Below are 23,739 nucleotides of genomic sequence, written 5' to 3'. Positions count from 1 at the left end.
GGGGAGTGGGTGACCCGCGCCACAAGCATTGTTTTTCGGCCAGGGCGCTGTCGGCCGGGCCTCTCGGCACCGCCGTCCCACCCCCGCCGCCACCGCTTTCGCCCCGGTCACCACGGGGTTGGGTCCCCTCGTCGCCGTAGAGTTGAGGCGGACCGGGCCGTCGTTCGAGGGGGTACGGAAAGATGGCGTCGAGAGCGAACGGAGTGATCCGCGGCTATCCGCACCTCGGCACCGTGCGCGCCGCCATCACCGCCCTCTACCGCAGGCTCTCGCCCGACGGAGTGCTCTCGTACACGTCGAGCGTGCCGCCCGCCGACGCCGCGTTCGGCGACGGGGACGATCTCCATCTGGGCGCCCAGCGGGTGGCCCGTGTGCTGGTGGAGCATCTGCGGCTGCCCCAGGCGCGGATGATCGTGAGCTTCCGCGAGATGGAGCACGCGGCGAGTGTGGAACTGACGGCGGGGCCCGAGTACTTCATCGAACTGAACAACCGCTTCCGCGGCCATCGGCGGGACATCGGCGCGGCGCTGGCCCATGAGATCACCCATGTGCTGCTGCACCGGCTCGATCTGTCGTTCCCCGGCACACGCGACAACGAAATCCTGACAGACACCGCGACGACCTATCTGGGCGCGGGCTGGCTGCTGCTCGACGCCTTCCGCGAGTCCCGGCTGACCAGCCAGAAGCTGGGATATCTGACGCCGGAGGAGTTCGGTTACGTCCTCGCGAAACGGGCGCTGGTGTTCGGCGAGGACCCCTCCGTGTGGTTCACCAGCCCGCAGGCGTACACCGCGTACACCAAGGGGCGTGCGCTGGCCCTGCGCGATGTACGGCAACCGCCCCTGGCCGCGGCGGGCTGGACGGCCCGGAACCGCTACGCCAGGGACCGGCGGCACGCGGCGGAGCGCGGCGGGCGCGTGCCGGAACCGGGGCGCGCACGCCCCGGGAGCGGTGGCACGGCGGGGGCCGGGGACGGCGGGGACAGCGGGTACGCGTTCGAGACCGGCGCGGACGGGCTGCGGGTCTCCTTCCCCTGTCCGACGTGTCAGCAGCGCATCCGGGTGCCGGTACGGGGGCGGGTGCGGGCGCGGTGCGGACTGTGCCGGTCGGTCCTGGAGTGCGACACCTGACGACCGGCGGGCGGGCGCACGGGAGGCCCGCCGGGGGCGCCGGGGCGCGGGTGCGGGCGGCTGCTTCGGCGCGGGGCGTGCGCGGGCGGGCCCGGGTCGGCGCGGGTCAGGGCGTGGGCGGGCGGGCGCCGTAGACCGGTCCGGGGGGCTCGGCCCGGGCGAGCAGGGCACGGGCCGCCGCGCCCACGGCCCCGGGGGTCCAGCGCGCGCCCCCGGGGGCGGTCGCGGTGGGGCCCGGACGCCAGCCCTCCATGACGGTGACCCGGCCCGCCTCGGCCTCGAAGACCCGGCCGGTGACCCCCGGGCAGTCGGCGGAACCGAGCCAGACGACGAGCGGGGAGACCTCCTCGGGGAGCGCGGTGAGATCGGCGAAGGCCCCTTCGGTCATCCGGGTGCGCGCCGCCGGGGCCAGGGCGTTGACCTGGACCCCGTACGGCGCCAGTTCGGCGGCGGCGACGAGGGTGAGGGCGACGACGGCGGCCTTCGCGGCGGCGTAGTTGCCCTGTCCCACGCTGCCGAGCAGCCCCGCGCCCGAGGTGGTGTTGACGACCCGGGCGACGGGCGGGCGGCCCGCCTTGGCCTCCGCGCGCCAGTGGGCGGCGGCGTGGCGCAGCGCCAGGAAGTGCCCCGTGGCATGGACCCGGAGCACGGCGTCCCAGTCGTCGGCGGGGAGGTTGACAAGCATCCGGTCGCGGAGGAAGCCCGCGTTGTTGACCAGGGTGTCCAGCCGTCCGAAGCGCTCCAGGGCGGTGGCGACGAGCGAGGAGGCGCCGTCGGCGGTGGCGATGTCGCCGGTGTGCGCGACCGCCTCGCCGCCCGCCGCGCGGATCTCGGCCACGACGGTGTGCGCCGGGCCCTCCGACGCGCCCGCGCCGTCGAGCCCCGTGCCGAGGTCGTTGACGACGACCCGGGCGCCGTCGGCGGCGAACGCCAGCGCGTGGGCACGGCCGAGGCCCCGGCCCGCGCCCGTCACCGCGACCACCCTGCCGCGGCAGAGGCCCGGCCCGGCCGCGCCCGTCGTCCCTGCGCCTGTCCCGGTGGTCATGAGGGTTCTCCCTGCTGCCGGTGGGCTGTCGCCGCGTCGAGGAAGGCGGGGCGTTCCCCGCCGCCGTGCAGATGGAGCGCCGCGCCGCTGATGTAGGCGGCGCCCGGGGAGGCGAGGAAGAGGGCGGCCCCGCCCACGTCGGACGGCTCGGCGAGGCGCCCCAGCGGAACGGTGCGGCCGACGGCCGCGACGCCCTCCTCGTCCCCGTAGTGCAGGAAGGAGAGTTCGGTACGGACCATCCCGAGCACCAGGGTGTTGACGCGGATCTCGGGCGCCCACTCCACGGCCATGGACCGGGCGAGGCTCGCCAGCCCCGCCTTGGCCGCTCCGTAGGCCGCCGTACCCGGTGAGGGCCGGTCCCCGCTGACGCTCCCGACCATCACGATCGAGCCGTGCGCGCGCTTGAGGAGGGGGTACGCGGCGAGGGACGCGGTCAGCGGTGCGAGCAGGTTCAGCTCGACCACCCGCGTGTGCCGGGCCGCCCCGCCGTCGGCGAGCAGCCGGTAGGGGGTGCCGCCCGCGTTGTTGACGAGGGTGTCCAGCCGCCCGTACCGCCGGGCGACCAGCGCGAAGAACGCCTCGACGGCGCCGGGGTCACGCAGGTCGACGGGGTGGAAGTACGGCCCGGCGCACCCCCGGGCGGCCTCCCGTGCCGAACGGGCCGCCGTGGACGCGTCCCCCGGCGCGCGCGGGTCCGGGGGTCTGCGGGCGCAGACGAGCACCGTGGCGCCCGCGCGCAGGAAGGCGTCGGCGATGCCCGCGCCGACGCCCCGGGTGCCGCCGGTGACGACGACGACCCTCCCGTCCAGCTCCATCGGCTGCTACCTTCCACCTAACAAACGTTTGGTGGAAAGGTAGCTGATCCGCTCATGGGTGTCTCCACCACGGACCCGGCCGACGGAGTCCGCCTCGTCACCGCCGACTACCCGCCCGTCAACGCCCTCCCGGTACGGGGCTGGCACGCGCTCGCCGACGCGGTACGGGCCGCGGGCCGCGACCCGGGGGCCCGCTGTGTGGTCCTCGCCGCCTCCGGCCGGGGCTTCAACGCCGGGGTGGACCTCAAGGAGATCCAGCGGGACCCCGGCCACGGGGCGCTGCTGGGGGCCAACCGGGGCTGCGCGGACGCCTTCGCCGCCGTGTACGAGTGCGAGGTGCCGGTGGTCGCGGCGGTCCAGGGGCACTGCCTCGGCGGCGGGATCGGACTCGCGGGAAACGCGGACGCGGTCGTCGCCGCCGACGACGCCGTCTTCGGGCTGCCGGAGCTGGACCGGGGCGCGCTGGGCGCGGCCACCCACCTCGCCCGGCTGGTCCCGCCCGCGCTGATGCGGGCGCTGTACTACACCTCGCGCACCGTCACCGCCGCCGAACTGCACCGCCACGGCTCGGTCTGGCGGGTGGTGCCGCGCACCGGGCTGCTGGCCGCAGCGGTGGAGCTGGCGGCCGAGATCGCCCGCAAGGACGGCACGCTGATCCGGCTCGCGAAGGCGGCCATCAACGGCATCGACCCGGTGGACGTCCGCCGCAGCTACCGCTTCGAACAGGGCTTCACCTTCGAGGCCGCGCTCAGCGGGGCCGCCGGGCGGGTCCGTGACACCTTCGGCGCCGGGGACGCCCCGCCGCGGGGGACCGGCACGGCGGACGGGACCACGCCATGAGCGACCGGAGCACCGGGGGCGCCGGGAGCACGGGGGGCGACCGGGGCGACGGGCTCTCCGGCACCGGCGGAAGAGCCCCGGGCGACAAGACCCTGACCGCCGACGCGGTCGTCGGCCGGCTGCGCAGCGGCATGACCCTCGGCATCGGCGGCTGGGGCGCCCGCCGCAAACCCATGGCCCTGGTGCGGGCCCTGCTCCGCTCCGAGGTCACCGATCTCACCGTGGTCTCCTGCGGCGGCCCGGACGTCGGCCTCCTCGCGGCGGCGGGCCGGATCAGCCATCTGGTCACCCCCTTCGTCACCCTCGACTCCGTGCCGTTGGAGCCCCACTACCGCGCGGCCCGCGAGCGCGGCGACTTCACGCTCACCGAGATCGACGAGGCGATGTTCCTGTGGGGGCTGACCGCCGCCGCCAACCGGCTGCCGTTCCTCCCGGTGCGCGCCGGGATCGGCTCGGACGTGATGCGGATCAACCCCGGGCTGCGCACGGTGACCTCGCCCTACGCGGACGGCGAGGAGTTCGTCGCCTCGCCCGCGCTGCGGATGGACGCGGCCCTCGTCCATCTCAACCGCGCCGACCGGCGGGGCAACGCCCAGTACCTGGGCCCCGACCCGTACTTCGACGACCTCTTCTGCGAGGCCGCCGACACCGCCTACGTCTCCTGCGAACGGCTGGTGGACGGGTTCGCGGGCGCGGTGCCGCAGACCCTCCTGGTCGGCAGGCACACGGTGGGCGGCGTGGTGGAGACCCCCGGCGGGGCGCACTTCACCTCCTGCGTCCCGGACCACGGTCGGGACGAGGCGTTTCTGCGGATGTACGCGGCCACCCCCTGGGACCGGTTCGCGGAGCGCTTCCTCCACGGGGACGAGGACGACTACCGGTCGGCCGTCGCGGCCTGGCACAAGGAGCAGGGGCGATGAGCGGCGCACCGGCCCACGGGCCCGCCTCACGGGCCGAGTACTGCGTCATCGCCTGCGCCGAGACCTGGCGCGGCGCGGGCGAGGTGCTGGCCGGCCCCATGGGCCTCGTACCGGCCCTCGGGGCCCGGCTCGCCCGGCACACCTTCGCGCCCGAGCTGCTGCTCACCGACGGCGAGGCGCTGCTCGTCGGGCCGGACGGGGAGGTCGAGGGCTGGCTCCCGTACCGCCGTCATCTGACGCTGGTCACCGGCGGGCGGCGGCTGGTGATGATGGGCGCGTCGCAGATCGACCGCTACGGCAATCAGAACATCTCCTGCGTCGGCGACTGGGCCCGGCCGCGGCGGCAGCTCCTCGGCGTCCGGGGCGCCCCCGTGAACACCCTCAACAACCCGGTCGGCTACTGGGTCCCCCGGCACTCGCGGCGGGTCTTCGTCCCCCGGGTCGACCTGGTGTGCGGCGTCGGCCACGACAGCGCGCGGGCGGCGGGGCCCGCCGCCACCCGCTTCCACGACCTCCGCCGGGTCGTCTCCGACCTCGGCGTCCTCGACTTCGCCACGCCCGACGGCTCGATGCGGCTGGCCTCGCTGCACCCCGGGGTCACCGTCGAGCAGGTGCGGGAGGCGACCGGCTTCCCCCTCGCCGTCCCCGCGGAGGTCCCGTACACCCGGGAGCCCGACGCCGCCGAACTGCGGCTGATCCGCGAGGTGCTCGACCCGGACGGGCTGCGCGACCGCGAGATCGGGCCCCGCTGATGGAGACGGCCCTCACCCGGCTCACCGGGGTACGGCACCCCATCGTCCAGACCGGCATGGGCTGGGTGGCCGGGCCCCGGCTCGTCACCGCCACCGCCCGGGCGGGCGCGCTCGGCATCCTCGCCTCGGCCACGATGTCCGTACCGGAGCTGCGCCGGGCGGTGCGCGAGGTCCGTTCCCGTACCGACGCCCCCTTCGGCGTCAATCTGCGCGCGGACGCCGCCGACGCCCGCGACCGGGTGCGGATCATCGTCGAGGAAGGGGTGCGGGTGGCCTCGTTCGCCCTCGCCCCGTCCCGGGAGCTGATCGCCGAACTCAAGGACGCGGGCGTCGTGGTGATCCCCTCGGTGGGGGCCAGACGGCACGCCGAGAAGGTCGCCGCGTGGGGCGCGGACGCCGTCGTCGTGCAGGGCTCCGAGGGCGGCGGCCACACCGGCGAGGTGGCGACGAGCGTACTGCTGCCGCAGGTCGTGGACGCCGTGCCGCTCCCGGTGATCGCCGCCGGGGGGTTCCGGGACGGCCGCGGACTGGTCGCGGCGCTCGCGCTGGGTGCCGCCGGGGTCGCCATGGGGACGCGGTTCCTGCTCACGTCCGACTCGACGGTCCCGGCCCCGGTGAAGGCCCGCTATCTGGCGGCGGGCGTCCGGGACGTGACCGTGACGACGGCCGTCGACGGGCTGCCGCACCGGATGCTCCGGACCGACCTGGTCCGCTCGCTGGAGGCCCGGGGCGGACTCCGCGCCCTGCTCGGGGCGGTGCGCCACGCCGCCGCCTTCCGCGGGCTGTCGGGGACGTCCTGGCCCGCCCTGGTGCGCGAGGGCCGGGCGCTGCGCCGCGGCAGGGAGCTGACCTGGCGGCAGGTCCTGCTCGCCGCCCGGACGCCGATGCTGCTGCGCGCGGCGATGGTGGAGGGGCGCACGGATCTGGGGGTGATGGCCTCGGGGCAGGTGGCGGGGGTGATCGAGGATCTGCCGAGCTGCGCCGAGCTGATCGCGTCGATCATGACGGAGGCGGAACGGGTGATCCGGGAGCTGCCGGGCCGCTGACCGGTCTCCGGGACGTCCGGGCCGTCAGGTCGCCGCCGGATCGAAGGATCGACGGGGATCGTGCGGGCGCCCGCCGGACCACCAGGTCGCCGCCGGGCCGGGTTCACCGGGTGCGCGCGTCGGCCACCCGTCCGGGGACCGGCAGGGCGAGGAAGCCCAGGGTCACCACCCGTACGATCAGGCCACCGAGCAGAACCGACGCCAGGCTCGCCGCCTCCAGCCCGTACCCCACCTGGCCGGCGATCCAGTGGATGCCCCAGAGGATCAGCGCGTCCTGGACGACCCCGGCCGCGCCGAGCGCCAGCAGCCTCGGCGGCGGTGTGCGGCGCACATCGGCGGGCAGGGTGACGACGAGCTGGTTGACCACAACGAACAGCACCACGGAGGCGAGAACCGGCCATACCGCGGCGGTCTCCCCGACCGTCGAGACCCCCGGGAGCAGCATGACCGCCGAGGACACTCCGGCGCACGTTCCCAGCAATGTTCTGTTCTTGTTGGCCTCACTTTTGTCCATGGAAGAGATCTTCGCACCATATCGGCACCGCTGTGACCGAAGCTGTGCCACTGATCACTGATTTCGGCACAATGCCTGTCATGACAACTACCGCCGACGCTACGGCAGTCACCCCCCGTGAGCTGTGGACCCTGTTCGAACCGATCCACGCCGTCACGTACTTCTCGCCCGAGGCCGTGACCGCCTTCGAGGACGCCGGTCTGCGCGGCTTCTGGCGCGGCTACTTCGCCGGCCGGTCAGCGCCGCTCGGCGCGGCGGGGCCGGAGCCGGTCACCGCGGTCTTCTGCTCGTTCGCCCCGTCGATGGTGGCCCAGGCGCTCCCCGCGGTCTGGGGCGTCGTCACCCCCGAACAGACCCTGGAGATCCGCCGGGCGGGCGCGCGCGCGGCGCTCGCCCGGCTCCTCGCCGACCAGGGGGACGAGGTGGAGGAGGCGGCCGAGCTGCTGGCGGTGGCGGTGGACGCGGCCGACATGACCGGCCGGCCGCTGGCAGCGGCGAACGCGGCCCTGGGCGCGCCCAAGGACGCCCTGGACCTGCTGTGGCACGCGGCCACGGTGCTGCGGGAGCACCGGGGGGACGGCCATGTGGCGGCGCAGGTGGCGGCCGATCTGGACGGCTGCGAGATCCTGGCGCTGCGGGTGGGCATCGATCTGCCGCGCAGCGAGCTCCAGCCGTACCGGGGCTGGACGGACGGGGAGTGGGACGCGGCCGTGGAGCGGCTGACCGGCCGGGGGCTGCTGACCGTGGACGGGGAGGCGACGGACGCGGGGCGGGCCCTCCTGGAGGGGATCGAGGAGGCCACGGACCGGGCGGCGGCGCGCCCCTGGGCCGCGGTGGACACCGGGCGGCTGCACCGGGCGCTGGACCCGCTGGCCCGGGCGGTGGCCCGGACCCTGCGCTTCCCCAATCCGATCGGGCTGCCGGAGCGCGACGAGGACTGACCCGGGGCCGCCGGTGCCCCGGGCGGTCCCGGTCCCGCCGGACGCCGGACCGGGCGGGCGGCGCGGGGCGGGGCCGGGGCTCAGAGCCGTTCGACGATCGTGACGTTGGCCTGGCCGCCGCCCTCGCACATCGTCTGGAGTCCGAACCGGCCGCCGGTGCGCTCCAGTTCGTGCAGGAGTGTCGTCATCAGCCGCGCCCCGGTGGCGCCCAGCGGATGGCCGAGGGCGATGGCCCCTCCGTTGACGTTCACCCGGTCCGGGTCGGCGCCGGTCTCTTTCAGCCAGGCCAGGACGACCGGCGCGAACGCCTCGTTGATCTCGACAAGGTCGATGTCGTCCAGCCGCATCCCCGTCTTCCGCAGAGCGTGCGCCGTCGCCGGGATGGGGGCCGAGAGCATCCGGATCGGGTCCTCGCCCCGGACGGACAGATGGTGGACACGGGCCCTCGGGGTCAGCCCGTGCTCCCGGACCGCCCGGTCGCTCGCGAGGAGCAGCGCCGCGGCGCCGTCGGATATCTGCGAGGAGGAGGCGGCGGTGACGGTGCCGCCGGGGAGCAGCGGGGCGAGGGCGGCCATCTTCTCCGCCGTGGTGTCCCTGCGCGGCCCCTCGTCCGCGGTGACCTCGCCGTACGCCACCGTCTCCCGGGCGAACCGGCCCTCGTCCAGGGCGCGGACGGCGCGGTGGTGCGAGCTCAGCGCGAACTCCTCCTGGTCCTGCCGGGTGATGCCCCACCGGGCGGCGATCAGCTCGGCGCCGCGGAACTGGTCGACCGGCTGGTCCCCGTAGCGGGCGCGCCAGCCCTCGCTGCCCGCGAAGGGGCCCTCGGTCAGTCCGAGCGGTTCGCCCGCCCCGAGGGCGGAGAAGGCGATGGGGACCATGGACATGTTCTGGGTGCCGCCCGCGACCACCAGGTCCTGGGTGCCCGAGAGCACGGCCTGGGCGGCGAAGTGGACCGCCTGCTGGGACGAGCCGCACTGGCGGTCGACGGTCACGCCGGGCACCTCCTCGGGCAGCCCGGCGGCGAGCCAGGAGGTCCGGGCGATGTCGCCCGCCTGCGGGCCCACCGCGTCCACACAGCCGAAGACGACGTCGTCGACGGCGGCCGGGTCGAGGCCCGCGCGGGCGATGAGTTCGCTGAGCACCCGTGCGCCGAGATCGGCGGGGTGGACGGCCGCGAGACCGCCCCGCCGCCTGCCCACGGGGGTCCGTACCGCTTCGACGATGTAGACCTCACCCATGACGACTCCCCTCGTCCCTGTGCGTCCCGGTACATCCTTGTGCGTGCCGGTGCGTCCCTGTGGTGCTCGCGCGTCCCGCGTCTCCGGTCAGCGCGGTCCGTACTGTGCGCCGCGCTCCGGCCGGACGGCGATCCCGTCCAGCACCATCGACAGATACTGACGGGCGATCTCCTCCGGGCCGTGCCGGCCGCGCGGCCGGTACCAGGAGGCGGCCACCCACACGGTGTCCCGGAGGAACCGGTAGGTGAGCCGGGCGTCGAGATCGGCGCGGAAGACGCCCTCGGCCACCCCGCGCTCCAGCGTGCCCAGCCAGACGTCCTCGAACCGCTCCTGGGAGGTCCTGAGATAGCGGAACCGGGGCTGGTCGGTGAGGTGCCGGGACTCCTTCTGGTAGATCGCGACGGCGGCGCGGTGCCGGTCGATCTCCCGGAAGGACTCCGTGACCAGCGCTTCGATCGTCTCCCTGGGGCCGAGCCCGGCGGCGAGCACGGTGTCGTACCCGTCCCACAGCTCGGTCAGGAAGGTGGAGAGGATCTCGTCGAGCATCGACTCCTTGGAGTCGAAGTGGTAGTAGAGGCTCCCCGCGAGCATGCCCGCCTCGTCCGCGATCCGGCGGACGGTGGTCGCGTTGTAGCCGTGGTCCGCGAACACCTCGGCGGCGAGCCGGAGCAGCTCGCGCCGCCGTTCGTTCCGCTGCGCGTCCCGTTCCCCGGCCCGCTGTTCGTCCCGCCGCTCCTCGTCCCGCCGCTGTCCGTCCCGTTCCCTGGTGCGCTGTCCGTCCCGCTGTCCGGTCCGCTGTCGTTCCGCCCGCTCGGGGTCTTCGGTCTGTCGCTGTGGCACGCCGTCCATTGTCCGCCCGCCGCCGGGTCATGGATGCCGGCTGCTGACCGAGATCACCTCGCCGGTGAGGTAGGAGGAGTAGTCGCTCGCCAGGAAGACGATGGCGTTGGCGACCTCCCAGGGCTCGGCGCAGCGGCCGTACGCCTCCCGCGCGGTCAGCTCCGCGAGGACTCCGGCGGAGGTGACCTTCACCAGATGGGGGTGCAGGGCGAGGCTGGGGGCGACCGCGTTCACCCGTACGCCGTACGCGGCGGCCTCGACGGCGGCGCACCGGGTGAGCGCCATGACCCCGGCCTTGGCGGCGGCGTAGTGGGCCTGGCCCGCCTGGGCGCGCCAGCCGACGACGGAGGAGTTGTTGACGACCACGCCGCCCCGGCCGCTCGCCCGGAAGGCGCGCAGGGCGGCGCGCGTACAGCGGAAGGTGCCGTTCAGGGTGACGTCGAGGACGCGTTCCCACTGTTCGTCGGCCATGTCGACGAGGGCGGCGGTGCCGCCGAGACCGGCGTTGTTGACGACGATGTCCAGTCCGCCGTGTTCGGCCGCCGCCCGGTCGAAGAGGGCCCGCACCTGGGTCTCGTCGGTGACGTCGCAGGGCTGCGCGCGGACGGCGTCCGGGCCGAACTCCTCGGCGAGGGCGGCCTCGGTCTCCCGGAGGCGGCGGACGTGGGTGTCGCTGAGGAGCACCCGGGCGCCCTCCTGGAGGAATCCGCGGGCGGTGGCGCCTCCGATGCCCGCTCCGGCGGCGGCGGTGAGCACGGCGGTGCGGCCGTGCAGCAGCCCGTGTCCGGGGACGGGCCGGGGGGCGGTCCGGTCGTCCGTCACCGCGCCGTCCGGTACGGGGGTGTCCGCCGCGCGCCTGCCCCTGTCCTCCGTCACAGCGGCACGTTAACCTACCAAACACTTGTTAGGGAAGGAGGGGCATGGATCTGCACCACTCCCCCGAGGACGAGACCTTCCGGCGTACGGCCCGGGACTGGCTCGCCGCGCATGTGCCCCGGACGCCGCTGCCGTCCCTGGAGACCCGGGAGGGGTTCGCGGCGCACCGCGCGTGGGAGGCCGAGCTGTACGCGGACCGCTGGTCGGCGGTCTCCTGGCCCGAGGAGTACGGGGGCCGGGCGGCGGGTCTCACCCGTTGGCTGATCTTCGAGGAGGAGTACTGGGCGGCGGGCGCCCCCGGACGGGTCTCGCAGAACGGCGTCAGTCTGCTGGCGCCCACCCTCTTCGCGTACGGGACCGCGGAGCAGCGGGCGCGGGTGCTGCCGCCGATGGCGGGCGGCGAGGTGGTCTGGGCGCAGGCGTGGTCGGAGCCGGAGGCGGGCTCGGATCTCGCCGCGCTGCGGTCCCGGGCGGAGCGGACCACGGGCGGCTGGCTGCTGAGCGGGCAGAAGACATGGTCCTCGCGGGCCGCGTTCGCCGACCAGGCGTTCGGGATCTTCCGCAGCGACCCCGGCGCCGGACGGCCGCACCGGGGGCTGACCTATCTGATGTTCGACCTGGCGGCCCCCGGGGTGACGGTCCGTCCCGTCGGGCGGCTGGACGGGAAGCCCGCGTTCGCGGAGATCTTCCTCGACCGGGTCTTCGTCCCCGACGAGGACGTGATCGGCGAACCGGGGCAGGGGTGGCGGATCGCGATGTCGACGACGGGGAACGAACGGGGGCTCACGCTGCGCTCCCCCGGGCGCTACCGGGCGGCGGCCGACCGGCTGACCCGGCGGTGGCGGGCCGCGTCCGCACCGGTGGAGCTGCGGGACCGGGTGGCCGACGCGGTCATCGGGGCCCGCGCGTACGAGCTGTACACCTGGGCGGCGGCGGCCCGGCTCGCGGCGGGCGGGACACTCGGCGCGGAGTCCAGCCTCAACAAGGTCTTCTGGTCGGAGCTGGATCTCGCGCTGCACGAGACGGCGCTCGATCTGCTGGGCGGGGAGGGCGAGTTCTCCGACACGGAGTGGGCGGAGGGGTATGTCTTCGCGCTGGCGGGTCCGATCTACGCCGGGACCAACGAGATCCAGCGCGATGTCATCGCCGAGCGGCTGCTCGGACTGGCGGGGGACCGCCGCTGATGCGTTTTCTGCCGACGGACGAGCAGCGGGCGTTCGGGCGTTCGCTGGAGGCGATGCTGAACGCGGCGGACACCCCGGCCGCCGCGCGGGCCTGGGCCGCGGGGGACCCGGCCCCGGGGCTCGCGCTGCTGCGGCGGCTGGCCGGGGCGGGGGTGTTCGCGCTGACCGTCCCGGAGTCCCGGGGCGGCGCGGGGCCGCACCCGGTGGAACTGGTCACGGCCTTCGTCGCGCTGGGCCGGTTCGCGGTCCCGGGCCCGGTGGTGGAGACGGCCGCGGCGGGGGTCCTCCTCGCGGCCGTGGACGCCGCCCGCCCGGAGCCGCCGGACGGCGCCGCCGCCCGCCCCGGGGCCACAGGCCCCCCGGCGCCGGGGCCGTGCGCGCCGCCCGCCACGGCGGCCATGACGCGGGAGGCCCCCGTCGGCACCGGGAGCGTCCCGCGCCCCGCGAGGCCGGAACACGATTCCCCCACAGCGCCCGGGCCCTCCGCCGAGGCGGACACCGCGTACCCGGCAGCCCGCACGGACCGGCCCCCGGCGGAACCGACCCCCGACGGAACCGGGAGCGCCCCGCGCCCCGCCGCGCCGCCACCCGAAACCCCCACAGCACCCGGACCACCCACCGGAGCAGACACCGCGTACCCGGGAGCCCGCACGGAACCGACCCCCGACGGAACCGGGAGCACCCCGCACCCCGCGAGGCCGGAACACGATTCCGCCACAGCGCCCGAACCACCCACCGAGGCGAACACCCCGCACCCACCGGACCGCGCCCACCGCCCCCCGGCAGAACCGGACCCCGCCGACACCGGGAACACACCGGGCCGGGGCGGGCCGTCGGCCGGAACCGGGGCGGCCGCGCGCCGCAGCGGGCGGGACGGCGCGCACACGGGGGCCGGGGCGGACACCTCGTGTCCGGCGGGCCGGACGGGTCGCTCCCCGGAGGCGCGGGGGACCCGCCCGGCGGAGCGCGAGGCCCCGGAGGCCGCCGGGCCGGTCGCCGGAGGGGGAGCGTCCGGCGCCCGGGGGGACAGCCCGTCCCCGGCGTCCGGCCGAGCGGGCGCGGAGGCCGGCGTCCCGTGGCTGCTCGGCCGGGTCCTCGGCGGGGAGCCGGTCTCCCTGGTGCTGCCCGGGGGCAGCGGGTACGCGCTGGACGCGGACACGGCGGGCGCGGTGCTCGTGGTGGAGGAACGGGACGGCGGGGGCGGGGTGCTGCGGCTGGCGCCCGGGGCCGGGCCGTCGCGGCTCTCCGCCGATCCGGTGCGGCGGGCGGCCGTCCCCGCACCGGGCGGGCCCGTGCTGGCCGAGGGGCCGCGGGTCCTGGAGGCCGCGGCCCGCGCCGGGGAGCTGGCCCGGCTGCTCTGCGCCGCCCAGGCGCTCGGCGTGGGGCTGACCCTGCTGGAGCGGACGGTGGCGTATGTGGCGGGACGCCGGCAGTTCGGCCGTCCGATCGCCGCCTTCCAGGCGGTACGGCACCGGCTCGCCGACACCCTCGTGGCGCTGGAGTTCGCCCGGCCCCTGGTGTTCGGCGCGGCCGTCACCGGCGCGCGGAGGGACATCGCGGCGGCGAAGACGGCCGCGGGCGAGGCCGCGTACACCGCCGCGCGCACCGCCCTCCAACTGCACGGCGCCATCGGCTACACGGACGAGCTGGACCTGTCGCTGTGGCTGCGCAAGGCCCGGCCGCTGCGGGACGCGTGGGGGACGCCGTCCGTGTGCCGGGCGGCGGTCCTCGACGGGAACGGCTGACGGCCGCCGTGCCGGAGGGCGCGCGCAACGGGACGGGAGGGGCCGAGGAGGCGGAAGGGGCACGGGACGGGGCGGTACCGGGAGCAGACGGGACGCCGATCCAGGCGGTACCGAGGGCAGACAGGACACCCGTCCAGGCCGTACCGGGAGCGCGCGGAGCCCAGGAACCGACCGGGTTCAGCGAAAACTTGACCTCAAGCAAGGTTGAGAGCCGACTGTGGAGGGCATGACCTCACCACGCGGCTCCCGCAGGTTCCGCCCGTCCCGCCCCGCCCTCGCCCTGCTCGTCGTCCTCCTCGGCTATCTCGTGCTGCCCATGAGCATGACGGGCACCACCGTCGCCCTGCCCGGGATCGGGCGGGACCTCGACGCCTCGGGGGCGGCCCTCCAGTGGGTGGTCACCGGCTACATCCTGGCCGCCACCTCCGTGATGCTGATCGCGGGCTCGCTCGGCGACCTCTTCGGCCGCCGGAAGGTGTACACCGCCGGGATCGCGCTCTACACCGCGGGCACGCTCGCCGCCGCGGGCGCCCAGGGCATCCTGTTCCTCGACGCGGCGCGGACCCTCGCCGGAATCGGTGCCGCCGGGGTGATGACGAGCGGAGTCGCGATCCTGTCCGGGATGTACGAGGGACCCGCGCGGGCACGGGTCTTCGCGACCGTGGGCACGACGGCCGGATTCGGCATCGCGATCGGCCCGACCCTCTCCGGCCAGCTCGTGGCGGCCTTCGGCTGGCGGGCCTCGTTCCTCCTCTTCGGCGCCGTCGCGGTGGTGATACTGCCGCTCACCCGGCTGATGCCGGAGTCCCGGGCCGCCGAGCGCCCGAAGGTCGACCGGCCCGGTATCGCCTCCTTCGTCGCCGGTCTCGCGCTGCTGATGTACGCGGTGACCCGGGGCGGGGAGTCCGGCTGGGGCAGCCCCTCGGTACTCGGGCCGCTGGCGGGCGGGGCGGCGCTGCTCGCCGTGTTCGTGGCCGTCGAGCGGCGCGGCGACCACCCGGTCCTCGATCTCTCCCTGGTCCGGGACCGGACCTTCACGGGGTGGCTGCTCGGCGCCACCTTCGTCGTCCTCGGCTCGACGGGTGTCACGGTCTACCTGCCGACGTATCTCCAGGGCACGGGGGGCCACTCGGCGGCGGCAGCGGGGGCGTTCATGCTGCTGATGACCGTTCCGGTCTTCGTCCTGCCCTCGTTCGCGGGCTGGCTGGTCTCCTCCCGGGAGGTCCCCGCGAGACGGCTGCTGCTGACCTCGCTGTTGCTGTCCGCGGCCGGCAATCTCTGGCTGGCGCTGGCGCTCGCCCCGGACGCCTCCCCCGCCCGGCTCGCCGCGCCGCTGGTGCTGATCGGGATCGCCAACGGTCTGGGCCTCGGCCAGATCGACGCGCAGGCGCTCGGCACGGTGGCGCCCGACCGGGTGGGCATGGCGTCGGGGCTGCTCAGCACGGCCCGGGGCGGGGCGGGTGCGCTGGCACTGGCCGGTTTCGGCGCGGCGCTGCTCTCGCTGGTGGAGTCCCGGGTGGGCGACGCGGGGCTCGCGGACCGGGTGGCCTCGGGCCGGACGGCGGAGGTGGCGGGCGAGTTCACCGACGCCTGGCGGACGCTGGTGGGTTCGGTCGCGGTGGTACTGGCCCTGGCGGCGGTGCTGGTGCACCGGCTGCTGCGGGACCGCCCGGTGCCCGGTCCGGGGTCCACGGGCGGCTCGGGCGGTCCGGGCACGGCGGAGTCCCCCGCCGGGACCCGTGCGCCGGCGTCGGCGCGCTGAGGAGCCGGAAGGACCGGAGGAGCCAGAGGAACCTCACCGGTCCGGCCCGGCTCCCCTCCCCTCGACCGGACGCAACAGCTCCAGATCGCTGCCCCAGGCGTCGAGGACAGGGCCGTGTCCGGCGGCCCGCGCCGCCCGTTCGATGTCGCCGAAGAGGGCCCGCTGCGTCGCGGGATCGCCGTCGGCCAGGATCTGGCGCACGGTGCGCAGCAGCCGCCGCGCCGCCCACTGCGGCGGGCCGAGCGGTGCTCGTTCCACCTCCCAGACCAGGTACTTGTTGTAGGGGCGCACCCGTTCGTGCAGGGCGAAGAGAACTTCGAGGGCGGGGCCGACGCTCTCGGCGGCGTCGAGGTGGCCGAGCACGTCCCGGCCGTCCCGGAAGCTCTTCAGGGACCGATGGACCTGGTTGATGTAGGCGTCCAGATGATCGGCCACGAGGGCGCGCGCCTCGCCGGGCCGCCGGACCCGCTTGGCGTCGAGGACCCGGGCGATCCCGCCGTCGAGCCCGTCGTACACCACCCGGGCGTGGACATAGGCGTAGCGCAGCCAGGCGTACGCGTCACCGGGCAGGGCACGGCGGCGGAACTCTCCGAGGGTCATGACGAGGAGGTCGAGCCGGGCGGAGCGGCGGGCGGAGAGGGCGCCCTGCGGGCGAGGTCCGTGGTCGTCCCGGAGGATGACGTGGACGTCGTGGTCGGAGCGGTCCGTGACCATGCCGCTGTGCACCCGGGAGCCGCTGAGGACGAGCCCCACCACTTCGGGATCGGCGGCGGCGAGGTCGATCAGCCCGGACAGGGTCTCGTCCACACCGGAATCGGAACCGGAATCAGTGCTGTCGGCAGGGGGCGGGCATGGATCGGACACCGGGGTGATCTCTCCCTGGAACGTGGGGGAACAGGGCGCGGTGCGCCATGGCTGTTCACGGGCCGCGTCGGTGGCACCGGGCTGCCGGGCGGACCGGCGGCGGGCACCACGGGGAGATCACTTCACCCGACCCACGGTAGGGCGCCGGAGCCGTACGGCCAAGGGATTTACCTCGTACAGAGGCGTTACGGAGAAAGGCGTACGGCGCCTGCCCGACCGGGTCGGGGACGGGGCAGGCGCCGTACTCAGTTCCGTACGCCGTTGTACGGGACGGTTGCGGGCTCGGGCCGGGCGGACGGACCGCCGGGCCCGAGCGGGGTGGTGCGGTGTGGTGCGGTCAGACGGTCAGGGCGCGGTCCGTCGGACGGATCGGGGCGGGCAGGTCGCTCGCTCCGGTGAGGTAGCGGTCCACCGCGCGGGCGGCGGAGCGGCCCTCGGCGATGGCCCAGACGATGAGCGACTGGCCGCGGCCCGCGTCACCGGCGACATAGACACCGTCGACGTTGGTGGCGAACTCGTCGTCCCGCGCGACGTTCCCGCGGGCGTCCAGCTCCAGGCCGAACTGCTCGACCAGACCGTTGGACCGGTCCGTTCCGGTGAAGCCCATCGCGAGGGTGACGAGCTGGGCGGGGATACGGCGCTCGGTGCCCGGCTTCTGCTCCAGCCTGCCGTCCTTGAACTCGACCTCGATCAGGTTGAGCGCCTGGACACGGCCTTCCGCATCGCCTTCGAAACTGGTGGTGGAGACGGAGTAGACCCGCTCACCACCCTCCTCATGGGCCGAGGTGACCTTGTAGAGCATGGGGAACGTGGGCCAAGGCTGGTGGGCGGCGCGCTCCTCGCCCGGCTGGGGCATGATCTCCAGCTGGGTGACGGAGGCCGCGCCCTGGCGGTGGGCGGTGCCCACGCAGTCGGCGCCGGTGTCGCCGCCGCCGATGACGACGACGTGCTTGCCCTCGGCGGTGATCGGCGGGGCGATGAAGTCGCCCTCCTGCACCTTGTTGGCGAGCGGCAGATACTCCATCGCGAAGTGGATACCGCTCAGCTCCCGGCCCGGGACGGGCAGATCGCGGGAGACGGTGGCCCCGGCGGCGATGACGACGGCGTCATAGCGGCGGCGGAGCTGGGCCGCGTCGATGTCCCGGCCGATCTCCACCTCCGTACGGAACTTGGTGCCCTCCGCGCGCATCTGCTCGATACGGCGGTTGATGTGCACCTTCTCCATCTTGAACTCGGGGATGCCGTAGCGCAGCAGCCCGCCGATGCGGTCGGCGCGTTCGAAGACCGCGACGGTGTGTCCGGCCCGGGTGAGCTGCTGGGCGGCGGCGAGGCCCGCGGGCCCCGAGCCGATGACGGCGACGGTCTTGCCGGACAGGCGCTCCGGGGGCTGCGGGGTGACGTCCCCGGACTCCCACGCCTGGTCGATGATGGAGACCTCGACGTTCTTGATGGTGACGGCCGGCTGGTTGATGCCGAGGACACAGGCCGCCTCGCAGGGCGCGGGGCAGAGCCGGCCGGTGAACTCCGGGAAGTTGTTGGTGGCGTGCAGACGCTCGGACGCGGCGGCCCAGTCCTCGCGGTAGGCGTAGTCGTTCCACTCGGGGATGAGGTTCCCGAGCGGGCAGCCGTTGTGACAGAACGGGATGCCGCAGTCCATGCAGCGGCCCGCCTGCTTGCTGATGATCGGCAGCAGGGAGCCGGGGACGTAGACCTCGTTCCAGTCCTTGACGCGCTCGGCGGCCGGACGGGTCTTCGCGACCTCGCGCCCTGTGGTCAGGAAGCCCTTGGGGTCAGCCATTGATCGCCGCCTCCATCATCTTCTCGTGCGTCTCCTGCTCGGAGAGGCCGGCCAGCTCAGCGGCGTCCTTGGCGGCGAGCACTGCCTTGTACGTGGTCGGAATGATCTTGCTGAAACGCGCGGCGGCCACAGGCCAGTCGGCGAGGAGGGTGCGGGCGACGGTGGAGCCCGTCTCCTCGTGGTGGCGGCGCACGACGTCGTGCAGCCACTCCCGGTCGGCGTCGTTCAGAGGTTCGACCGCCCCCAGGTTACCCGAGTTGACGTTGTCGCGGTCGAGGTCGATGACATAGGCGACACCGCCCGACATGCCCGCGGCGAAGTTGCGCCCGGTCTCGCCGAGGACGACGGCGTGACCGCCGGTCATGTACTCGCAGCCGTGGTCGCCGACGCCCTCCGCGACGACGGTGGCGCCGGAGTTGCGGACGCAGAAGCGCTCGCCGGTCCGGCCGCGGAGGAACAGCTCACCGCCGGTGGCACCGTACGCGATGGTGTTGCCCGCGATGGTGGAGTACTCGGCCAGGTGCTCGGCGGCGCGGTCCGGGCGGACCACCACCCGGCCGCCGGAGAGGCCCTTGCCGACGTAGTCGTTGGCGTCGCCCTCCAGCCGGAGGGTGACACCGCGCGGCAGGAAGGCGCCGAAGGACTGGCCCGCCGAGCCGGTGAAGGTGATGTCGATGGTGTCGGTGGGCAGTCCCGCCCCGCCGAACCGCCGGGTCACCTCGTGGCCGAGCATGGTGCCGACCGTGCGGTTGATGTTGCGGATGGGCACCTGGGCGCGGACCGGCCGTGCCTCCTCGGCCGAGGAGGCGGCCAGCGCGTCGGCGGCCAGCTCGATCAGCTCGTTGTCGAGCGCCTTGGCCAGCCCGTGGTCCTGCTCGATCAGGGCGTGCCGGACGGCGCCCCGGGGCAGCTCGGGGACGTGGAAGAGCGGGGCCAGGTCCAGGCCCTGGGCCTTGTAGTGGCTCACGGCCCGCTCGGTCTCCAGCAGCTCGGCGTGGCCGACGGCCTCCTGGAGGGTGCGGAAGCCCAGCTCGGCGAGGAGCTCGCGGACCTCCTCGGCGATGAACTCGAAGAAGTTGACGACGTACTCGGCCTTGCCGGAGAAGCGGTCGCGCAGCACCGGGTTCTGCGTGGCGATGCCCACCGGGCAGGTGTCGAGGTGGCAGACGCGCATCATGACGCAGCCGGAGACGACGAGCGGCGCGGTCGCGAAGCCGAACTCCTCGGCGCCCAGGAGGGCGGCGATGACGACATCGCGGCCGGTCTTGAGCTGGCCGTCGGTCTGGACGACGATCCGGTCCCGCAGACCGTTGAGCAGCAGGGTCTGCTGGGTCTCGGCGAGACCCAGCTCCCAGGGGCCGCCCGCGTGCTTGAGGGAGGTCAGCGGGGAGGCGCCGGTGCCGCCGTCGTGGCCGGAGATCAGGACCACGTCGGCGTGCGCCTTGGAGACACCCGCGGCGACCGTGCCGACGCCGACCTCGGAGACCAGCTTGACGTGGATACGGGCCTTCGGGTTGGCGTTCTTCAGGTCGTGGATCAGCTGGGCCAGATCCTCGATCGAGTAGATGTCGTGGTGCGGCGGCGGGGAGATCAGCCCCACACCGGGGGTGGAGTGCCGGGTCCTGGCCACCCACGGGTAGACCTTGTGGCCGGGGAGCTGGCCGCCCTCGCCGGGCTTGGCGCCCTGGGCCATCTTGATCTGGATGTCGTCGGCGTTGACGAGGTACTCGCTGGTGACGCCGAAGCGGCCGGAGGCCACCTGCTTGATGCTGGAGCGGCGCTCCGGGTCGTACAGGCGCTCCGGGTCCTCGCCGCCCTCACCGGTGTTGGACTTGCCGCCCAGCCGGTTCATGGCGATGGCCAGGGTCTCGTGCGCCTCGCGGGAGATCGAGCCGTACGACATGGCACCGGTGGAGAACCGCTTGACGATCTCGCTGACCGGCTCGACCTCCTCCAGCGGCACCGCCGGGCGGTCGGAGCTGAAGCCGAAGAGCCCGCGGAGGGTCATCAGCCGCTCGGACTGCTCGTTCACCCGGTCGGTGTACTGCTTGAAGATGTCGTAGCGGCGGCTGCGGGTGGAGTGCTGGAGGCGGAAGACCGTATCCGGGTCGAACAGGTGCGGCTCGCCCTCACGGCGCCACTGGTACTCGCCGCCGATCTCCAGCGCGCGGTGCGCCGGGGCGATCCCGGAGGCGGGGTACGCCTTGGCGTGGCGGGCGGCGACCTCACCGGCGACGACCGCGAGGTCCGCGCCGCCGATCTTGCTGGCGGTGCCGTTGAAGTAGGTCTCGACGAAGGCGTCGGCCAGGCCGATGGCCTCGAAGACCTGGGCGCCGCGGTAGGAGGCGACGGTGGAGATGCCCATCTTGGACATGACCTTGAGGACGCCCTTGCCGAGGGCGTGGATCAGGTTGCGGATGGCCTGCTCGGGCTCGATGTCCTGGATGAACGTTCCGGCGCGGACCAGGTCCTCGACGGACTCCATCGCCAGGTAGGGGTTGACCGCGGCGGCGCCGTACCCGATCAGCAGCGCGACATGGTGCACCTCGCGGACGTCGCCCGCCTCGACCAGCAGACCCACCTGGGTGCGCTGCTTGGTGCGGATGAGGTGGTGGTGGACGGCCGAGGTGAGCAGCAGCGAGGGGATCGGGGCGTGCTCGGCGTCGGAGTGCCGGTCGGAGAGGACGATCAGCCGGGCGCCGTCCTCGATGGCGGCGTCGGCCTCGGCGCAGACGGCCTCGATCCGGTCCGCGAGGGCGTCGCCGCCGCCGCTGACGCGGTACAGACCGGAGAGGGTGACCGCCTTCATCCCGGGCATGTCGCCGTCGGCGTTGATGTGGATGAGCTTGGCCAGCTCATCGTTGTCGATCACCGGGAACGGGAGCGTGACGCTGCGGCAGGACGCCGCGGTGGGGTCCAGCAGATTGCCCTGCGGGCCGAGCGAGGAGTGCAGGGAGGTGACCAGCTCCTCCCGGATGGCGTCCAGCGGCGGGTTGGTGACCTGCGCGAAGAGCTGCGTGAAGTAGTCGAAGAGCAGCCGGGGGCGCGCCGACAGGGCCGCGATCGGGGAGTCGGTGCCCATGGAGCCCAGGGGCTCGCCGCCGGTCCTCGCCATCGGCGCGAGGATGACGCGCAGCTCCTCCTCCGTGTAGCCGAAGGTCTGCTGGCGGCGGGTGACCGAGGCGTGGGTGTGCACGATGTGCTCGCGCTCGGGCAGGGCCCCCAGCTCGATGGTCCCGGCCTGGAGCCACTCCTCGTAGGGGTGCTCGGCGGCGAGCGCGGCCTTGATCTCGTCGTCCTCGATGATCCGGTGCTCGGCGGTGTCCACCAGGAACATCCGGCCCGGCTGGAGACGGCCCTTGCGGACCACCCTGGCGGGGTCGATGTCGAGCACGCCGACCTCGGAGGAGAGGACGACCAGGCCCTCGTCGGTGACCCAGTAGCGGCCGGGGCGCAGACCGTTGCGGTCCAGGACCGCGCCGACCTGGACGCCGTCGGTGAAGGTGACGCAGGCCGGGCCGTCCCAGGGCTCCATCATCGTGGAGTGGTAGCGGTAGAAGGCCCGCCGGGCCGGGTCCATGCTCTCGTGGTTCTCCCACGCCTCCGGGACCATCATCAGCACGGCGTGCGGCAGCGAGCGGCCACCGAGGTGCAGCAGCTCCAGGACCTCGTCGAAGGAGGCGGAGTCGGAGGCGTCGGGGGTGCAGACCGGGAAGATCCGCTCCAGCTCGCCGGCCCCGAAGACCTCCGTGAGGAGCTGGGACTCGCGGGCGCGCATCCAGTTGCGGTTGCCCTTGACGGTGTTGATCTCACCGTTGTGGGCGACGAAGCGGTACGGGTGGGCCAGCGGCCAGCTCGGGAAGGTGTTCGTCGAGAAGCGGGAGTGGACCAGGGCGACGGCGCTGGCGTAGCGGCGGTCGGAGAGGTCGGGGAAGAAGGGTTCGAGCTGGCCGGTGGTCAGCATGCCCTTGTAGACGATGGTGCGCGCGGAGAGCGACGGGAAGTAGACGCCGGCCTCGCGCTCGGCGCGCTTGCGCAGGACGAAGGACTTGCGGTCGAGGTCGAGACCGGTGGCGGGGCCGCCCTCCGCGTCCGTCTCCGCATCCGCGACGAAGATCTGGCGGAAAATCGGCATCGTGGCGCGGGCGCCGTTGCCGAGGAGATCGGGGGTGACGGGGACCTCACGCCAGCCGAGGACCCGCAGGCCCTCACTCTCCGCGATCGTCTCGATCCGCGAGACCGCCTCGTCCGCGCCGTCCTCCGGGAGGAAGGCGACACCGACGGCGTAGGCGCCGGGACCGGGCAGGTCGAGACCGCTCACGGCCCGCAGGAAAGCGTCCGGGACCTGGGTCAGGATGCCCGCGCCGTCGCCCGAGTCGGGCTCGGAGCCGGTGGCGCCGCGGTGCTCCAGGTTGCGGAGCACGGTGAGCGCCTGTTCCACCAGCTCATGGCTGGCAACACCGGTGAGGGTGGCCACGAACCCGACGCCGCACGCGTCGTGTTCGTTACGGGGGTCGTACATCCCCTGCGGGGCGGGGCGACCGTCCATGGGCGACCAGGCGTCGGAACGCATCGGCTCTCCCGTCGTCGTCGTGGCATGTTGCAGTGCCGAGGGACGACGTTGGCCCTCCGCGGAAAGTTTGTGCAGGTTACATGATGGGGGCAATCTCGAAAAGCGGATGGGCCATTCCAGAATGCGGACACTCTGGGTGACGGTGCGTAGCGTCCTTCGGACGGAGCTATGACCACTGGGTCCCACTGGATCTGCGCAGAGCCGGCTTCTTTGCCCGCGGCGCCCTCGGCTCATGCCCCGTACTCGGACCGCCGAAACCGGCGACTTACGGCTAGCTTTGCGACCTGCCGCATAGTCTCTCACCCTCGACCCGAAACCGCGCGCCGAGCGCCTGGCTGTGCGGATGCGGGGTCGTGCGGCAGGGACCGTGTCCACCCCCTCCCGCCGAGCGAGGCCCTGCGGCGGGGTCTCATCCGGCGCGAACCGTGGCCGCCCCTTCCCGCGGGGCGGAGGTGTGGGGCCCTGTCGCGGGGGCCGGGTCCTCCCCTCCGCGAGAGGGGACTGTGCCCACGCCGCGCGGCAGGGACCGTGTCCACCCCCTCCCACCGGGCGGAGCTGTGCCCACGTCCCGCACCGGGTGGGCCGTCTGCCCGTGGTGGGGTCCCTGGCCGGGACCCGGGGCTGTCCGTCTCCCACCGGGCGGGGGTGTGCCCACTCCCCGCACCCGGGTGGCCGTCTGCCCGTGGTGGGGGGTGCAGGGTCGTCCCCGGAAGGGACCGGCGGAGAATGGCCCGCGCCTGGACGTCGGACGTCCGGTCTGCCGGCCCTGAGGAGTCGAGCCCGGAGGCCCCCACATCCCGCACCTGACGGGTGACCCGAGCAAAACAAGCCCGTCCGGCGTTTGAGGACGGACCCC

18 protein-coding genes and 1 pseudogene are annotated in these 23,739 nt (G+C 74.3%); 10 read left to right on the top strand and 9 right to left on the bottom strand.

Annotated features, from left to right (window positions below; all coding sequences use genetic code 11):
• The first annotated feature begins 182 nt into the window (after positions 1-182).
• Entirely contained in the window at positions 183-1,130 is a 948-nt protein-coding gene (locus tag CRV15_RS22240; protein ID WP_029182883.1) for a hypothetical protein, read from the top strand.
• Positions 1,131-1,236: 106 nt separating this feature from the next.
• On the opposite strand, the gene CRV15_RS22235 is transcribed toward CRV15_RS22240, so the two are convergent.
• Together CRV15_RS22235 and CRV15_RS22230 are read right to left on the bottom strand one after the other, a co-directional pair.
• The gene (locus CRV15_RS22235; protein ID WP_009995840.1) at positions 1,237-2,175 is read right to left on the bottom strand and encodes an SDR family oxidoreductase; all 939 of its coding nucleotides are present in this window, start codon (positions 2,173-2,175) and stop codon (positions 1,237-1,239) included.
• Positions 2,172-2,990, bottom strand: a complete 819-nt coding sequence (locus CRV15_RS22230; protein ID WP_003960118.1) for an SDR family oxidoreductase — start codon at positions 2,988-2,990, stop codon at positions 2,172-2,174. The genes CRV15_RS22235 and CRV15_RS22230 overlap by 4 nt, the downstream gene beginning before the upstream one ends.
• Positions 2,991-3,044: 54 nt before the next feature.
• Between CRV15_RS22230 and CRV15_RS22225 the strand changes: the two genes are divergently transcribed.
• The 4 genes from CRV15_RS22225 to CRV15_RS22210 are packed head-to-tail and all read left to right on the top strand — an operon-like array spanning position 3,045 to position 6,548.
• Positions 3,045-3,830, top strand: a complete 786-nt coding sequence (locus tag CRV15_RS22225; protein ID WP_003958884.1) for an enoyl-CoA hydratase family protein — start codon at positions 3,045-3,047, stop codon at positions 3,828-3,830.
• Complete coding sequence (locus CRV15_RS22220; protein ID WP_003958883.1) at positions 3,827-4,750, top strand: CoA transferase subunit A; 924 nt, start codon at positions 3,827-3,829, stop codon at positions 4,748-4,750. Before CRV15_RS22225 ends, CRV15_RS22220 begins: the two co-directional genes overlap by 4 nt.
• The gene (locus CRV15_RS22215) at positions 4,747-5,502 is read left to right on the top strand and encodes a CoA-transferase subunit beta (protein ID WP_003958881.1); all 756 of its coding nucleotides are present in this window, start codon (positions 4,747-4,749) and stop codon (positions 5,500-5,502) included. The genes CRV15_RS22220 and CRV15_RS22215 overlap by 4 nt, the downstream gene beginning before the upstream one ends.
• Positions 5,502-6,548, top strand: coding sequence for an NAD(P)H-dependent flavin oxidoreductase (locus CRV15_RS22210; protein WP_003960119.1), 1,047 nt, complete (start codon positions 5,502-5,504; stop codon positions 6,546-6,548). The genes CRV15_RS22215 and CRV15_RS22210 overlap by 1 nt, the downstream gene beginning before the upstream one ends.
• Positions 6,549-6,651: 103 nt before the next feature.
• Here CRV15_RS22210 and CRV15_RS22205 read toward each other — a convergent pair whose 3' ends face one another.
• Positions 6,652-7,062: a hypothetical protein gene (locus CRV15_RS22205; RefSeq protein ID WP_003960120.1), complete on the bottom strand. Its 411-nt coding sequence runs from the start codon at positions 7,060-7,062 to the stop codon at positions 6,652-6,654.
• Positions 7,063-7,142: 80 nt separating this feature from the next.
• On the opposite strand from CRV15_RS22205, the gene CRV15_RS22200 reads away from it, so the two are divergent.
• Positions 7,143-8,003: an SCO6745 family protein gene (locus tag CRV15_RS22200; protein ID WP_009995847.1), complete on the top strand. Its 861-nt coding sequence runs from the start codon at positions 7,143-7,145 to the stop codon at positions 8,001-8,003.
• Positions 8,004-8,083: 80 nt separating this feature from the next.
• Here the strand turns inward: CRV15_RS22200 and CRV15_RS22195 are convergent, their stop codons facing one another.
• The 3 genes from CRV15_RS22195 to CRV15_RS22185 form a co-directional block, all read right to left on the bottom strand.
• Positions 8,084-9,241, bottom strand: a complete 1,158-nt coding sequence (locus CRV15_RS22195; RefSeq protein ID WP_003958875.1) for an acetyl-CoA C-acetyltransferase — start codon at positions 9,239-9,241, stop codon at positions 8,084-8,086.
• An 87-nt stretch (positions 9,242-9,328) separates the two neighbouring features.
• Positions 9,329-10,090: a TetR/AcrR family transcriptional regulator gene (locus CRV15_RS22190; RefSeq protein ID WP_003960122.1), complete on the bottom strand. Its 762-nt coding sequence runs from the start codon at positions 10,088-10,090 to the stop codon at positions 9,329-9,331.
• Between the two features lie 18 nt (positions 10,091-10,108).
• Positions 10,109-10,903 (bottom strand): SDR family oxidoreductase, encoded by a 795-nt coding sequence (locus tag CRV15_RS22185; protein WP_003958872.1) that lies wholly within the window; start codon positions 10,901-10,903, stop codon positions 10,109-10,111.
• Positions 10,904-11,001: 98 nt separating this feature from the next.
• Between CRV15_RS22185 and CRV15_RS22180 the strand changes: the two genes are divergently transcribed.
• From CRV15_RS22180 to CRV15_RS22170, 4 genes and pseudogenes are all read left to right on the top strand, one after another.
• Positions 11,002-12,141, top strand: coding sequence for an acyl-CoA dehydrogenase family protein (locus CRV15_RS22180; RefSeq protein WP_003960124.1), 1,140 nt, complete (start codon positions 11,002-11,004; stop codon positions 12,139-12,141).
• Positions 12,141-12,435: pseudogene (locus CRV15_RS36845) on the top strand (acyl-CoA dehydrogenase family protein); the annotation flags it as partial. The gene CRV15_RS22180 and the pseudogene CRV15_RS36845, both read left to right, overlap by 1 nt.
• A gap of 104 nt (positions 12,436-12,539) precedes the next feature.
• A complete protein-coding gene (locus CRV15_RS37910) occupies positions 12,540-13,886 on the top strand; it encodes an acyl-CoA dehydrogenase family protein (protein ID WP_413782979.1) in 1,347 nt (448 codons plus the stop codon).
• A 226-nt stretch (positions 13,887-14,112) separates the two neighbouring features.
• Positions 14,113-15,648 carry an MFS transporter gene (locus CRV15_RS22170; protein WP_003960126.1) on the top strand — a complete coding sequence of 512 codons (1,536 nt, stop codon included), beginning with the start codon at positions 14,113-14,115 and terminating at the stop codon, positions 15,646-15,648.
• 33 nt (positions 15,649-15,681) lie between these two features.
• Here the strand turns inward: CRV15_RS22170 and CRV15_RS22165 are convergent, their stop codons facing one another.
• The 3 genes from CRV15_RS22165 to gltB form a co-directional block, all read right to left on the bottom strand.
• On the bottom strand, positions 15,682-16,455 hold the full coding sequence (locus CRV15_RS22165; RefSeq protein WP_009995850.1) for a hypothetical protein: 774 nt from the start codon (positions 16,453-16,455) through the stop codon (positions 15,682-15,684).
• A gap of 394 nt (positions 16,456-16,849) precedes the next feature.
• The gene (locus tag CRV15_RS22160; protein ID WP_003960128.1) at positions 16,850-18,310 is read right to left on the bottom strand and encodes a glutamate synthase subunit beta; all 1,461 of its coding nucleotides are present in this window, start codon (positions 18,308-18,310) and stop codon (positions 16,850-16,852) included.
• Entirely contained in the window at positions 18,303-22,883 is a 4,581-nt protein-coding gene (gltB, locus tag CRV15_RS22155) for a glutamate synthase large subunit (RefSeq protein ID WP_003960129.1), read from the bottom strand. The genes CRV15_RS22160 and gltB overlap by 8 nt, the downstream gene beginning before the upstream one ends.
• Positions 22,884-23,739 lie beyond the last annotated feature (856 nt).

It is taken from the genome of Streptomyces clavuligerus (assembly GCF_005519465.1).
Taxonomy (GTDB): domain Bacteria; phylum Actinomycetota; class Actinomycetes; order Streptomycetales; family Streptomycetaceae; genus Streptomyces; species Streptomyces clavuligerus.
This window is presented reverse-complemented; position numbering and strand designations above follow the sequence as displayed.